Below are 15,494 nucleotides of genomic sequence, written 5' to 3' on the forward strand. Positions count from 1 at the left end.
ATGAAAATCTCCAAAATCATTTCAATACTTACCTGTCTGGCAATGCTGATCGCCTGTCAAAAAGATAAAGAACCGTTGCCCGACACCCGCAAAACATATCTGACCAGAATAACCACCGGAGAAGCAATTATAAATTTCACTTACGACAGTGAAAACAGGCTCGTGAAAGAAGAAACAGTCTATCCCTCCGGAATATATCCAACCCGTATTGTTGAGTATTCACTCTTCGATGATCATGGTAACGCAAGAAGGGTAACCGGATATAATGCTACTACTCCTGACAACAGAACCTATCAGGAAGCCGAGTATGACAGCCAGAACCGCATCACAAGACGTACTACCTTATTCAATGAAGGCGGTACCCTTGTGGTATTCAGATATGCAACCTATGCCTATTCAGGAAACTTCATTGAAAAGAAGACTTTTGACAACGCTCATAATCAGATCAACGAGTCTGTATATGGCTACGATGATAATGACAATATTCTCTACGAGCGTAATTATAACGAACGTGGCGAACAAACTTTCCGCAGAAATTACACGGCTCATGATGACAAACATTCTTTCAAAGAATTTCTCAGCCCTTTCTCTGACTGGAAATTGCAAATCGGTATAAATAATGCGCTGACTTATACAAACACTTTTCCTGCATCAGGTGGTGGAAGTTTAATCATCAATTACACGCTGGTTCATGAATATAACGAAGATGGTTATGTTACAAAAACAACCACCACTGCTTCAGACGGAGGTGGCAGCCAACACAATACCTATCAATATGAAAAATGGTAAACCCATGAATGCGATAAAAATTTTATCAATATTAATGTGCCTGTCAACTTTTATCTGTTGTAAAAAAAGTAATGATCAACAGCATGATAACCGAAAAACTTATCTGACTAAGTTAACTAACATAAATGGTACAACAATATTCAATTACAATCCGGAAAACAAGTTAGCTTCCATCACATTTACTGCTACTGACGGCACCATTACAACACAGACTTATTCCGATTTTAACGCTGCAGGTCTTCCTACAAAATCAACAATTGTTCAGGCAGGCGAAACGACCACAAAAGAAATGGAATATGACGGTCAGAACCGGCTGGTTAAAATAACCGTCAGAGAAGCGGACGCTATTTACAAAACCTCCGTTTACTCCTATACTTCGAACTCTATGGAGTATAGTAATTACAGTTCTTCCGGTTCTCTCTGGGGAAGATTTGTATATACTTTTGATGTAAAAGGAAATGTTTCCGGATACACGGTATACAATTCATCCAACGTATTAACTGAAAGAATCACCTGCAATGCCTACGATGATAAAAAATCTTTAAAAGAATTTTATTATCACGAAGATACCCGGCCTTTTATGAGTTTTAATAACAATAATCTTTCTGAAATGCAATCCGTATCAGGAGGTACAGAAACTTACACACATACCTACACGCATGAATATAATCAGGACGGTTATCCTACTAAAAGGACCTTACGAATTATGCCTACCGAATTTGAAACAACGGTAACTTATGAATATACCAAACGATAAAACACTCATTATGAAAATGAACCACTTTTCACCAGTAACGAAGAAACCGGTGACCAGCTTTTTTAATACGTTTTTTTTCGCGTCTATTTTAATTTTGGCTTCATGTAAAAAGGATAAAGACAAAGCCACTGATATTCGCGATCATCTCACTTCGGGCAACTGGTATCTGCAGTCTACCTCCTATAGCACCACCAGCGCCTGCAGCCGCAGATCCTACTTCAGGTTTAATGCAGACGGTACCATCTTATCACAATCATTTGAAATGAGTGAAGGAATTTGTACAGATTATGGACAATCTGAAGGAACCTATACACTGACCGACAATAAATACCTTACTATTAATGGAGCTTCTATGTCATGGGCTGTTGAAATAATAAGTATTAGTCATGATGCAATGGCATTCGAGGCAAGTTCGGGTGGGGAAACACAAAGACTGTTCTTTGATAAAACCGAAGGATAAATTTTTCATTCACCGTTTTATAAAAATGCAGTTAATACAATGAAAACACATATAACTAATCAATATCTATGGGTGATAGCCCTGTTATTATGTGCAGGCAACGTCCATGCGCAGTTTGTAAAAGGATTGGGAGATAAAGCTAAAAAAGCCGCCGAACGTACGGTAGAACGACGCGTAGAAAGAGAAAGCTCTAAAAAAACAGACCAGGCTATTGACAGTATATTCAGTGGTAAAAAAAATAAGAAAAAGGAAAAATCAACCGGAAATATTCCGGAAAATAAAAACAATCCTGTAAGCAATACAGATCAACAAAACCCTGATAAGATAAACAGTAACCCGGACTTTGAGCCTGGTAGCAAAGTGCTGTTTGTTGAAAACTTTACAGACGACAAAGAAGGAGACCTGCCCGTTAACTGGAATACAACAGGTTCAGCTAAAGTAACCAGGATGGCAGGAAGTGATGCAAAGTGGATGGAGCTTTCTTCGCCAGGGGTTTTCATATGGGATAAAGTAAAAAATCTCCCTGAAAATTTCACGCTTGAATTTGATCTTTACGTGCCTTCTACGTTTTCATATTACGATTATCCGCTCTGGATCGTTATCGGAAATATGAAAAACAAAAGGGAACTGATGATTTGGGAAAAGTATAAAGAAAAAAGAGGGAAAGAAAAAAGAAACGGCTTACTACTGATGCTGCATCCACAGGAAGAAGGTGGTAAAAAATCAGGCTACAGTGAATATGAAATCTGGGAGAACAGCGAAAAAATTGCCTTCAACAAAATAAAATCACTTAACCGCTTCAACGTAAACAACAATAAGGTTAAAGTGCAGATTTGGAAACAAAAACAAAGACTGCGCATGTATATGGGTGAACAGAAAATCTGGGATTTACCACAGGCATTTGAGAGCGGCCAAGTACTGAACACCCTATTATTCAGTCGTTATGAAGCAAAAGACGGCAATTACTTTTATATTTCAAATGTTAGGCTTGCCTCTTCAGATGACGATGCCCGTTCAAAAATACTGAACGAAGGCAGGTATTCTACCAATGCCATTTTGTTCAGTACCAATTCATCAGCCATACAGCCATCATCTGATGCAACCCTACAGGAAATCGCAGCCATACTGAAAGAAAATCCTTCTTTAAAACTGACCATCATAGGACATACCGATAACGCCGGGCAAAAGGAAAATAATTTAGCGCTTTCGAAACAAAGGGCAGCATCCGTAAAAAATGAATTGACAAAAAAATATGGTATAGCAACCGACAGGCTCATCACTGATGGAAAAGGTGACACCGAAGCTGTTTCGGACAATACTACACCGGAAGGTAAGGCTCAGAACAGAAGAGTGGAGTTTTTGCGGAATTAGCAATGTTACATAACACAGATCTATAAAACACACATTATGTGCATCTTATGACGCAAATCAAATTTGTTACTCTGGTAAAAAAATCGTATCTTTTAAGGATGGGGCGATAAAGCCTCTGTGCGAACAGATTTTTTTATCACCGGGTAATGCACTGCTTTATGGCAGCCTATATTTGACAGGTGAAATTTTCCGCTGATTTTCGCAGATAAGTTATAGATGATTGAATGTAATTCAGTGTGTAGCTGTGCTGAATCAATCATGTGAATAACAGCGGTGCTATCGGCATAATCTGCGGGAGAATTGAATATTTTAAGCGTAAAAAACTTAGCAGTGGTTATTGGTTATAAAAAAATCCTTCTCAATTTGAGAAGGATTTTGCTTTAGTGAACCGGATTGGATTCGAACCAATGACCTACTGCTTAGAAGGCAGTTGCTCTATCCAGCTGAGCTACCGGTCCGTCCGCTAAAGGATGGCAAAAGTAAAAAATGATTTCATTTACACAAAAAAAATTTCATAAAAAATTGAAATTTAATTGTTCATGGTATTTGAAATGCAGTCTGGAAAAGCATTTCCACTCAAAAAAAAATTTAGCACCACTCCTACAATGAAAATTATCCCTCTTTTTTGCAGGAACATTCTCAATTGTTTTCTACTTTCGCCACTCAAGTTTTAATCATGCAAAAAGTAGGAATTTTAGGAGGCGGACAATTAGGTAGAATGTTATTACAGGCTGCTGCTAATTATCCGGTAGAAACTTATGTATTAGAAAATGATGCAAACTGCCCTTCAGCACACTTATGTCACCACTTTGTGAAAGGAGATATCAAAGATTATGAAGCGGTTTATCAGTTCGGTAAAGGGCTGGATGCGATTACCATTGAAATTGAAGCGGTAAATATAGAAGCTTTGGAGCAATTGGAAAAAGAAGGTGTAAGAGTTTACCCCCGTCCGGCTGCATTGCGAATCATCAAAAATAAGATTACCCAGAAGCAGTTTTATAGTGATCTTCAGATTCCTACCTCTCCTTTTATCGTTACGGAGAACTTACAGGCTTTGAGCGAAAATGCCTCTTTTTTACCGGCAGTACACAAGATCGGTGAAGGCGGTTATGATGGAAAAGGTGTACAGGTATTGCAATCTGCCGTTGACATATCCAAAGGATTTGATGCTCCGGCAGTTCTTGAAAAAATGGTCAATGTAGGTAAAGAAATTGCACAGATTATTGCGATTAACGAAAAAGGTGAAACGGCCTTGTATCCGGCAGTAGATATGGTTTTTGATCCTAAATTGAATCTTTTAGATTATCAATTGGCGCCGGCTCAGCTGCCCGAGCGTATTTTATGGACCATTGAAGCGGTTTCACTGGCAGTGGTAAAAGGATTGAATAGCCCGGGTATTTTTGCCGTGGAACTATTCGTTGATACTGATGGTAAAGTATTAGTAAATGAAACGGCTCCGCGCGTACACAATAGCGGTCACCATACAATTGAAGCCAATTACAGTTCACAATTCGATATGTTGTGGAGAATTTTATTACAATATCCACTCGGTAATACCGAACATATTTTACCGGCAGCCATTGTAAATTTGCTGGGAGAAGAAGGATACAGCGGGGATGCAGTATATGAAAATATGGAAGAAATATTAAAAATGGATAATGTGTTTGTGCATATTTACGGAAAGGCACAAACCAAGCCTGGTAGAAAGATGGGACATATCACTATCATTCATAAAGAGATGCAAGATCTCACCTTCAAAGCCAATCGCATTAAAAATATTTTGAAAGTGAAGGCTTAATTTCCTGAATTCATGGTGCTTAGTTGATGTTGATTGCAACGTATGACGTATTTTTATCGTCTGCTATATATCACTAAACGGTTCAAAATAGTTTGATGGTTTGACCATCAACACCAACTAAGCAAATATGAGAAAAATACCGGTCTTTTCCTGGTCTCTATTAGTAATCACAGGGTTGATTGCCTGCAAAGGGGAAGCAAAAAAAACAGAAGCACCCGCTGCCCGAAATTCGACAATTATTGCCGAAGGGTTTGTTGCTAAATCTTTGGGGGTAGATGAAAAGCTGGATGCACCAGGCACGATTTTGCCTTATGAACAAACAGATGTAATGTCTGAAATTTCCGGAAGAGTCGTAGCCATTAATATTCCGGAAGGTGGTCAGGTTAAAAAAGGACAGGTTTTAGTAAAACTATTCGACGAAGACCTGCAGGCTCAACTGAAAAAACTACAGGTTCAGTTATCTATTGCAGAACAAACAGCTTCACGTCAGAAAGAATTATTGACCATATCAGGAGTTTCTCAACAGGAATACGATTTAAGCGAATTGGATGTAAACAATCTGAAAGCTGATATCGATCTGGTAAATGTAAATATCCGCAGAACAGAAGTTCGCGCGCCTTATGACGGCAGAATGGGATTAAGAAATATTTCTCCCGGCGCTTATATCACTCCTACTACTTTAATCACTACAATCAGTCAGGTAAACCAGTTGAAGCTGGAGTTTTCGATTCCTGAAAAATATAGCAATCATATCCGTATCGGCAAAAACATTGAATTTTACGTTGCCGGTAATGTAAAGCCCTATCAGGCAAAAGTGATTGCTACAGAAACCACTATTGAAACCAATACCAGAACACTGAAAGTGCGTGCCACCATTACCGGTCACGATCAACACCTGTCACCCGGTGCATTTGCAAGAGTAAATCTGGCATTCGCTGATCAGGATGTACAACTGGTAGTTCCGACGCAGGCAATTATTCCACAGGCCAGAGATAAACAAGTGATTGTTTACCGCGACGGAAAAGGTGTTCCGACGACGGTAACGACCGGTATCAGAGATGCTTCTTATGTACAAATATTAAGCGGTATTCTTCCGGGCGATACCATTATCGTTACATCGCTGATGACCATCCGACCGAATAGTAAAATTGAATTATCGAAAGTTGACTAAAAATATTTCATGAATATTTCAGAACTAAGTTTACGGAGGCCGGTACTGGCAACCGTGATGAATATACTGATCGTGATCTTCGGTATCATTGGCTTCACCTTTCTGGGGGTGAGAGATTATCCTGCCATTGATCCGCCGAATGTGAACGTATCCACCTCCTACCCCGGCGCCAATGCCGAAATCGTTGAATCACAAATTACCGAACCTTTAGAAAAAGAAATCAACGGCATTCCCGGTGTTAAAAATATTACTTCAACCTCTAGCCAGGGTAGTTCAAGAATCAATGTGGAGTTTGAATTAGGTGTTGACCTTGAAGCAGCGGCCAATGATGTAAGAGATAAAGTATCCCGCGCAAAAAGACAATTGCCCGACGATATCCCTTCCGATCCGGTAGTTTCAAAAGCAGACGCCAGCTCAGATGCGATTATCTCTATGACGGTGCAGAGTACAACCAAAAATCCGTTGCAATTAACCGAATATGCACAAAACGTATTGGTAGAACGCCTGCAAACCATTCCGGGAGTAAGCGGTATTCAGATCTGGGGAGAAAAAAGATATGCAATGCGTATCTGGTTTAATCCTTCTAAAATGTCAGCATATGGCATTACTCCACGTGATATCCAGAATGCTTTGGCAAGAGAAAACGTAGAACTTCCTTCAGGAAAAATTTCAGGTAACCAAACCGAATTAAGCTTAAGAACCTTTGGCAGATTATTTACAGAAGATGATTTTAATAACGTCATCGTTGCCAGCGGAACCGGTACAACCGTTCGTTTAAGTGATGTAGCCGAAGCCATTTTAGGACCCGAAAACGAAGAGTCATCGCTACGTGAAAGTGGTATTCCTATGATTGCGCTGGCAATTGTACCACAACCGGGTTCTAACTATGTATCTATCTCTAATGAATTTTATAAAAGATATGAAGAACTGAAAGCGGAATTACCTGCCGATATCACATTGAACATCGGTTTAGACCAAACCCGCTTCATTAAACGATCGATCAGTGAAGTAGAAGAAACGCTCATCATTGCACTTGTACTGGTAGTACTGATCATCTATTTATTCTTCAGAGACTGGTTAATTGCTTTCCGTCCGTTGATTGACATTCCGATTTCATTAATCGGTGCATTTTTTATCATGTATCTGTGCGGATTTACCATCAATGTACTTTCCTTGTTAGGCATTGTATTGGCTACCGGTCTGGTAGTGGATGATGGTATTGTTGTAACCGAAAACATCTATAAAAAGATGGAAGCAGGTATGAACAGGCATAAAGCTGCACTGGAAGGATCCAAGGAAATTTACTTTGCGGTAATTGCAACTTCGATTACACTCGCAATTATCTTTTTACCAATCGTATTCTTAGAAGGGTTTGTAGGACGCCTTTTCCGTGAATTCGGTATCGTGGTGGCCGGAGCAGTATTGATCTCTGCATTTGTGAGTTTAACCCTCACACCGGTACTAAACGTAAAAATGGCCAGAAAAACACATAAGAACAGCTGGTTTTATGATAAAACAGAACCGTTCTTCTTATGGATGGAAAACAGCTATTACAAATCATTAAACTGGTTCTTAAAAAGAAGATCATTGGCATTAGTGATCACGGTGATCTGTTTTGGTTTGATTTACTTTCTTGGAAAAGGACTGAAATCGGAATTGGCACCAATGGAAGACCGTAGTCAGTTCAGACTATCGTTAAGCGCACCGGAAGGAACCAGTTATGATTTAATGGACCAGTATGTTTATCAGCTATCTGATTTTCTATTAGATTCAGTACCTGAGAAAAAGATTATTCTTTCCATTACTTCTCCCGGATTTTCAGGTACAGGGGGTGCAAACACCGGTACGGTAAGGGTAACATTAAACGATCCGGAAGAACGTGAACGCTCGCAGGAAGAGATTGTTGACATGGTTAACAGGAATCTGAAAAATTATACGATCGGTAGAGCATTCGCCATTCAGGAACAAACCATTCAGGTAAACAGAAGAGGCGGATTACCGGTTCAGTTTGTGATACAGAATAATAATTTTGAAAAACTAACATCTATACTTCCCGAATTTTTAGAAGAAGCCAACCGGTCTGGTATATTCCTGAATGTAGATGTAGATTTAAAATTCAATAAACCTGAATTAAGAATTGAGATAGATCGTATCAAAGCATCACAATTGGGTGTGAGCGTAGCTGATATTTCTCAGACATTACAACTTGCTTTTAGTAATCTTCGTCTCGGATATTTTTATAAAGAAGGCAAACAATATCAGGTAATCGGGCAAGTGGCGCGCAGCGACAGAGATGATCCGACCGATTTAAGAAACCTCTATGTAAAAAATACCAGAGGTGAAATGATTTCTTTAGACAATCTCGTAAGTATTGAAGAAGCTACTACTCCACCGAGTTTGTACCACTTCAACCGCTATAAATCTGCTACTATTTCAGCGGGTCTTGCTCCCGGTAAAACATTGGGAGAAGGAATAGAGATGATGTATTCAATCAAAGATCAGTTATTAGATGAAACATTTGCAGTTGAATTATCAGGTGCTTCGCGTGATTATGCAGAAAGTTCAGGAAACACTTTATTTGCGTTTGTACTGGCGCTTGTATTAATTTATCTGGTACTGGCCGCACAGTTCGAAAGCTTTGTAGATCCGTTAATCATCCTGTTTACAGTTCCGCTGGCAATCGCGGGTGCTGTACTGGCCTTGTGGTATTTTGATCAGACAATTAATATCTTCTCTCAGATTGGTATGATCATGCTGATTGGTCTGGTAACAAAGAACGGTATTCTGATTGTTGAATTTGCCAATCAGAAAAGAGAAGAAAATATGCCAGCCATCAGTGCAGTAGCTTATGCCTCGAAAATGCGTTTAAGACCCATCCTGATGACCAGCCTTGCAATGGCATTAGGTGCTTTACCGATTGCATTGTCATTGGGTGCTGCAGCTACCAGCCGTATTCCGTTAGGTATTGTAATCGTAGGTGGTATTATGTTCTCGCTTGTACTTACATTATATGTAGTACCGTCTATGTATACTTATTTATCTAAAAAGAAAGCAAAAAATGTATTTGAATCAGGCAATCTTGATCAGATCCCAGATGAAAATTAAATCAATGAAAAAATCATTCTTTATATACCTGTTTTTGTTGCTATCCATTACATCCACCGCACAAGAAAAGTTAAGTCTTGAACAAGCCATTCAGGTTACGCTCGAGCGCAACTACGATATTCTTTTAGCGAAAAACGATTCGCTGAATGTTGCAGTTGACCGTGAATATGCTTATGCACTTTTTTTACCGGTATTAAATGCTACCGGTACAAAAACCTGGAATAAAAACGACCAGAAACAATTATTGGCCAACGGCGAAGAAAGAGGTAGCCCTAATATCCGCTCCAGTAATATGCAAGGGGCAGTGGCATTAAACTGGACTTTATTCGACGGTATGAAAATGTTTGTACTAAGAGAGCGCTATGATCAGCAGAATATATTAGCAGGTTATCAGTTGAAAAATCAGATTACAGAAAGCTTAGCCCAGTTAATCGCTACTTATTACGACATTGTTCGTCAGAAACAACAGTTGAAAGCTACGCTCGAGCTGATAGACCTCAATAAAGAACGTGTTGTACTGGCAGAGAAAAAAGTAAGCGTAGGTTTAGGAAGTAAGCCTGAGCTTTTACAAGCCAGGGTAGACTTAAATGCTCAACAAAGTTTGCTGATTCAACAGCGTACTTTGATTGAACAGTTAAAAGAAACGTTGAATCAGATTATGCGCGTTGATAACAATGCTCAATACGATGTATATGATAGTATTCCGTTTAATGAAAGTCTTGTTTTAGGCGATTTGCACGATGATGCGGAGCGCACTAACTGGAGTTTGGCGATTGCCAGACAAAATGTTCAGCTGGCGCAATTATGGGTGAAAGAAAATAAAGCAGACCGCTATCCTACCGTTACCTGGAATACAGCTTACAACTTTTCCAGAACAGAAAACCAGACGGTTATCAACAACTTCACCCCTTTGTTTAACAGAAACCTGGGGTTGAACTATGGATTAAGTGTCAACATTCCCTTATTTAATAAATTTACCGTTCGAAAAAATATTCTTCGTGCAAACTATGCATTAACAGCGAGTGAGCTGGAGCTGGAACGTCAGAGAAGTCTCGTTCATCTGGCACTCAATAATCAGTTCAAAAACTATCAGACATCTTTACAAATGCTTGACTTAGAAGAGCAAAATATACAGCTGGCACAAGAAAACGTACAAATCGCCATGGCCCGCTTTAAGCAAGGGGTCACTACCAATCTGGAGCTCAGAGAAGCCCAAAAAAGCCTTGAAGATGGCTATAACAGGTTGATTCAGGCCCGATATAATACTAAATTAGCAGAAACCGAACTTCTAAAATTGAAGGGAGATTTGATAAAATAACGTAGGTTTGCAAAATAATTATTGCGGCCATAGCGTGAAAGCTAATTAGTAAAATCAAAATAAATGGTATCTACTGAAAAGAACCATCCTATTCAGGTAGGCATCATTATGGGCAGCGACAGCGATTTGCCTATAATGGAGGCTGCGGCAAATGTATTATCAGCGTTTGGGATTGGTTATGAATTAACGGTAGTTTCGGCGCATAGAACACCACTAAGAATGGTGGAATATGCACAGAAAGCTGCTGGGAGAGGAATTAAAGTCATCATTGCCGGCGCCGGCGGTGCCGCACATTTACCAGGAATGGTCGCTTCACTTACTCATTTACCCGTCATAGGTGTTCCAATCAAATCATCTAATAGTATTGATGGTTGGGATTCTGTGTTATCTATTCTACAAATGCCGAATGGCATCCCTGTTGCAACAGTAGCTTTAAATGCGGCCAAAAATGCCGGTATTTTAGCTGGTTCCATCATCGGGGCCTTTGAAGCATCTATCGGAGAAAAAGTAGCAGATTACAAATCTCAGCTGGAAGCCGAAGTATTAACAAAAGTAAAAAACCTTCAATCAAAAGGATTCCCTAACGAATTTGATTCGAAGAAAAACTAATCTTTCACGGTACCATTAGCATGTTTGAAATTATACCTGTATGAAAGTAAAAGTATTTAAAGCCAAAGAGCTAGAAAATGTGAAATTGGGAACTCATTTACAATTTCACGATAACAAGTTGTGGATTATTGACCAAAAAACCAGTGATATTCTGAATACGAATAAGAACTGGAGGAATCACGAACAGGCTAATTTGTTTCACCAGCCAAAAATACCTACACAAGGTAAATTTCATCTCCCTTCCATCGAACCGGGTTTAGCCACCAACACTATTGTTGAAGTAAACTCTATCCCGCGTTTATTGGTTTTAGGAAATGGCGGCAACGAACCATACAGCAAATACGGTATTCTTTTCAATCTCGACAGTTTACACAAAGAAGATCTCGACCTGACACTTCTTTTCCAACAAATTGAAAAAGCTGGTATCAAAAATCCCAACATCATTGCTGCTGCTACTTTTCCGGATGATCAGATCATCTTAGCACATCAACCTACTAACGAAGTGGAAGTTCCAAAACTCATTATCGTTAAAAATAAATTCTGGAAAAAACCATCTTCTATTCCTATTAGTATTTTACCAATAGAATTTCCGGATAAACCGACCGCCCCCTTCCATCTGACAGATTTTGCTTATGCTCCTGAAAATGACTGGTTGTTATTTACTGCTCATACTTCAAAAGAACATAGCATTAACTATTTGGGCATTATCGAAAACGCATCGAGAAAAGTTGGTAGAAAACATATGAAAGTAAATGAACTGATTGTTCTCAATAAACACATCGAAGACTTTGAACAATGTAATGTTGAAAGTGTTTGTGTACAATCTGAGAAAGTAGATCGTATCAAAATTCAGTTACTTTCACATCACCAGAATGGTTATACTACTTTGTATAAACTCAAATTAAAGGAAGACGGTGTTGTTCAACACTAATACAACAGATTGCTCATTTTATCTGATGATCAAAACAGAGCAATCTTATTGACTAATATAAAAGAAGAGGTGGTTTCTAAACCACCTCTTCTTTTATTATGATAAATTCGTTAGATAATGCCGGAGATTTTTCAACAATGATTTCAATAAATTCTTTACCATACTTTGCATAAAACGGTAAAAAATTCTCTACTCTTTCCTGTAATCCGTTTTTGGGGAACAATTCTTTTTTCCACTTTTCTACCTGACGGTTAAGCTGCTCAAAACTTTGCCGTTCAGATTTAAATAACTTTTTTTCTAAAGTATTCAATTTTCTTTCAGCATTTACCTGTAATGCACTGATATGTTGCACCAAACTTTTATCAATCTGTGCAGCCTTTTCTTTTAAACGCTGATAAATAGCATTCATTTCATCCCATTCTTTCTGCGTGCTAAAGTCTTTGTCGGTTTGTTTTTTAGTTAGCGCAGCATACAGCTGTTGTGTAGGTAAAAACATTTCCTCATTACTAATATTATATTTCTGCTGAATTTTTACCTGATCTGTATCCATCCATAAAAAGCTATTTCTCAATACCAGTACCGGATACGGAATCTCATAATGCTTAAACAGGTCTTTTAATTCTAACCAATAAGCAGTTTCTCCACCTCCACCGATTGTAGCAATATTAGGAAGGATTTTCTCCTGAAACAATCCACGCAAAATTACGTTGGGAGAAAACCTTTCAGGATGAGTATGTAATTCTTCCAGTAAAGCTGCCTGTGTAAATTGTAATTCAGTGCCTTTTACCCAATAAAGATTGTTTTCAAACACAATCAGGTTTCTGATACCTTCTGTGAGATAAAAAAGATTTACAGAACGTGGATTTGCCTGAATTTTATATTGAGAGGGAATTTGCGCAATTGTTTTGGCAACAATCTCAGATGGTTGTTGTGTAGTTAAATCATCTTCGAAGATTTGTTGCATTTCTTTTTTTAAGGCCGGATGATCAGGAATCAATACGACTACGCCCCATTGCTGAAACAGTTCATTAATCAAACGGAAAGTAGCTTGCTGAAAATTTTCATCCGGCCGGTAACATCGTTTTAATAAATCAATTAGTTCATTACCATACGACTGAACACTCAGCTCGTTTTCAAGACGCTGTATAAGTGTATCAATTCCTTTATTACTCATTCTGCCTACAGCGCCGGTTTGTTTGGTATCCCAGCGCAATGTTTCTCCATTCAGATAAACATATCCTAACTCGTCAAGATCCGCATCTTCTGAACCCATCCAGAAAACCGGTACAAAACGGTATTCAGGATATTTGGCAGACATTGATTTTGCTAAACTGATCGTTTGAGCAATTTTATAGATAAAGTACAAGTTACCCGTAAATAAACTCGGTTGATGCGCGGTACATATTGTAAACGTATTTTCCTCGAGCAGTGCATCTATATTTTGCTGTACAAGGTCGGTAGTAGACAGTAACTGATATTGCTCTTTTAATACTTCTGCAAGAACATTTCTGTTAATTGTTTGTTGCTGCTTATTTTTTAACGCATTCAACAAACCTTCTTCATTCATCGGATAATCGTATAAGCCTGACACAGATGGATGCGATTGAACATAGTCAAGCATCAATTTAGAAAAATAGCCTGTACTTTCGAGCGAAACGTTGTTAATTGAAGTATTCATCATAAACTCATCCATCTTTTCGGAATTATAACAAGATTACGTTTTTTTGGTTGAAAAGATCGTTAAAATTATTTAATTCCATCGCTACGTACACTGTAGAATGTTTAATTTATTCTGAGCCATTTATTACGCAGATTTCCTATCACACAGCGACACAGCCAATTGAAGCGCTTCACTGATTTTCAACCATACAAAATAAAAAACGCTGCTAACCCTGATTAGTTCGGGTTAACAGCGATAATTTTTTATTTATAACGCTCTACGTTATATGCGCTGATGTCTATGGATGTAGGCCTGCCGGCAATTAACTCATTCACTATTTTTCCGGTTCCTGTTGCCATTGATACGCCGATCATGGCATGTCCGCCGGCTATTACCAGGTTATCGTACTTACTATGTTTTCCGATATAAGGTAAACCGTCCGGGCTCAACGGTCTCAGGCCACTCCAGATTTTATCTGTTCCCGGAAATGTTACCGGAAGGTTCGGATAATAAGTCATTGCAGCATCATAAATAGCACGGGCTCTTTTAAAAAGTTTGGGAGAGTCTAATCCACTTATTTCCATCGTTCCTCCCATTCTGAGATCAGGGCCCATTGGTGTCATAGCCACACGGCCATCTACTAAAATAGCAGGGTGTCTTAAATTCACAGCAGGTTTTTCAAAAGTCATCGAGTACCCTTTACCTGCCTGCAAAATAAGATGAATTCCTAATTTTTTTGTAAGAACCGGTAACCATGCCCCGGGGCTTAATACCAACTCTTCTACCGGATATTTTCCTTTAGTAGTTATGACTGAAGTAATTTTAGAACCATTGGTTTCAAAGTTGAGTACATCTGCATTCAGAACAAACTCCACACCTTTTGCTGCCAGGTGTTTATGTAAGTGCATTACAAACTTTCCCGGATGTATATGCGCATCTATCGGATACCACACAGCACCTCTCGCCAGTATTTCCACTTCAGGTTCAAGATCCTGTAATTCTTTTGCATTCAGTATTCTGGTTTCAATTCCGTAGTCGGCTGCTTCTTTAGCTAAGCGGATCTCATTTTTTTCAAGCGCCTCGCTTTTATAAACGTTCAGAATTCCCTTTTCCTCCATATGAAATTCATTACCAATATCATCACGCACATCATTCATCAACTCTCTGCTCAATTTCAATAAACGATCGAGATGCGGTGAGTTACGGTGCATCGTATCATGGTTAGCATTTTTCCAGAAAGTAAGCCCCCACTGTACTAAATCCCAGTTAGCTCTGGGTTTAATATAAAAAGGAGAAGTTGAACTCATCATCCAACGTAATCCCTTAGCAATAATGCCCGGAGATGGAAGAGGGTGAATGTGACTGGGAGAAACATATCCGGCATTTCCAAAAGAAGTACCGTCTGTAATATCTCCCCGTTCAATAACAGTTACGTCATAGCCATCGTTATGCAGGTAATAGGCGGAACAGAGACCAATAATTCCACCACCTACAATTGTAATCTTTTTTCTCATGTTTGAAGGTG

At 38.9% G+C, this 15,494-nt stretch carries 12 protein-coding genes and 1 tRNA gene; 10 read left to right on the forward strand and 3 right to left on the reverse strand.

All coding sequences use genetic code 11. From position 1 onward, the window contains the following. The 4 genes from D9O48_RS04455 to D9O48_RS04470 are packed head-to-tail and all read left to right on the forward strand — an operon-like array spanning window position 1 to window position 3,377. Entirely contained in the window at window positions 1-789 is a 789-nt protein-coding gene (locus D9O48_RS04455; RefSeq protein WP_126971051.1) for a hypothetical protein, read from the forward strand. After that, on the forward strand, window positions 713-1,546 hold the full coding sequence (locus D9O48_RS04460) for a hypothetical protein (RefSeq protein WP_126971053.1): 834 nt from the start codon (window positions 713-715) through the stop codon (window positions 1,544-1,546). Before D9O48_RS04455 ends, D9O48_RS04460 begins: the two co-directional genes overlap by 77 nt. Beyond that, entirely contained in the window at window positions 1,527-2,006 is a 480-nt protein-coding gene (locus tag D9O48_RS04465) for a lipocalin-like domain-containing protein (RefSeq protein ID WP_126971055.1), read from the forward strand. The genes D9O48_RS04460 and D9O48_RS04465 overlap by 20 nt, the downstream gene beginning before the upstream one ends. A 39-nt stretch (window positions 2,007-2,045) precedes the next feature. After that, window positions 2,046-3,377, forward strand: coding sequence for an OmpA family protein (locus tag D9O48_RS04470; RefSeq protein WP_126971057.1), 1,332 nt, complete (start codon window positions 2,046-2,048; stop codon window positions 3,375-3,377). Between the two features lie 384 nt (window positions 3,378-3,761). Here the strand turns inward: D9O48_RS04470 and D9O48_RS04475 are convergent. Further along, a tRNA-Arg gene (locus D9O48_RS04475) sits at window positions 3,762-3,835 on the reverse strand. A gap of 218 nt (window positions 3,836-4,053) precedes the next feature. On the opposite strand from D9O48_RS04475, the gene D9O48_RS04480 reads away from it, so the two are divergent. From D9O48_RS04480 to D9O48_RS04505, 6 genes are all read left to right on the forward strand, one after another. Then, window positions 4,054-5,175 carry a 5-(carboxyamino)imidazole ribonucleotide synthase gene (locus tag D9O48_RS04480; RefSeq protein WP_126971059.1) on the forward strand — a complete coding sequence of 374 codons (1,122 nt, stop codon included), beginning with the start codon at window positions 4,054-4,056 and terminating at the stop codon, window positions 5,173-5,175. A gap of 127 nt (window positions 5,176-5,302) precedes the next feature. Further along, window positions 5,303-6,346: an efflux RND transporter periplasmic adaptor subunit gene (locus D9O48_RS04485; RefSeq protein ID WP_126971061.1), complete on the forward strand. Its 1,044-nt coding sequence runs from the start codon at window positions 5,303-5,305 to the stop codon at window positions 6,344-6,346. Window positions 6,347-6,355: 9 nt separating this feature from the next. After that, the gene (locus D9O48_RS04490; RefSeq protein WP_126971063.1) at window positions 6,356-9,451 is read left to right on the forward strand and encodes an efflux RND transporter permease subunit; all 3,096 of its coding nucleotides are present in this window, start codon (window positions 6,356-6,358) and stop codon (window positions 9,449-9,451) included. A 4-nt stretch (window positions 9,452-9,455) separates the two neighbouring features. Continuing rightward, entirely contained in the window at window positions 9,456-10,769 is a 1,314-nt protein-coding gene (locus D9O48_RS04495; RefSeq protein WP_158624814.1) for a TolC family protein, read from the forward strand. A 63-nt stretch (window positions 10,770-10,832) separates the two neighbouring features. Next, a complete protein-coding gene (gene purE / locus D9O48_RS04500; protein ID WP_126971067.1) occupies window positions 10,833-11,378 on the forward strand; it encodes a 5-(carboxyamino)imidazole ribonucleotide mutase in 546 nt (181 codons plus the stop codon). A 40-nt stretch (window positions 11,379-11,418) separates the two neighbouring features. Continuing rightward, entirely contained in the window at window positions 11,419-12,309 is an 891-nt protein-coding gene (locus tag D9O48_RS04505) for a DUF6929 family protein (RefSeq protein ID WP_126971069.1), read from the forward strand. 76 nt (window positions 12,310-12,385) lie between these two features. On the opposite strand, the gene bshC is transcribed toward D9O48_RS04505, so the two are convergent. Together bshC and D9O48_RS04515 are read right to left on the reverse strand one after the other, a co-directional pair. After that, the gene (gene bshC, locus D9O48_RS04510; RefSeq protein WP_126971071.1) at window positions 12,386-14,002 is read right to left on the reverse strand and encodes a bacillithiol biosynthesis cysteine-adding enzyme BshC; all 1,617 of its coding nucleotides are present in this window, start codon (window positions 14,000-14,002) and stop codon (window positions 12,386-12,388) included. A gap of 230 nt (window positions 14,003-14,232) precedes the next feature. Then, a complete protein-coding gene (locus D9O48_RS04515) occupies window positions 14,233-15,483 on the reverse strand; it encodes an NAD(P)/FAD-dependent oxidoreductase (RefSeq protein ID WP_126971073.1) in 1,251 nt (416 codons plus the stop codon). Window positions 15,484-15,494 lie beyond the last annotated feature (11 nt).

This window comes from Gynurincola endophyticus (genome assembly GCF_003991195.1).
Taxonomy (GTDB): Bacteria; Bacteroidota; Bacteroidia; order Chitinophagales; family Chitinophagaceae; genus Gynurincola; species Gynurincola endophyticus.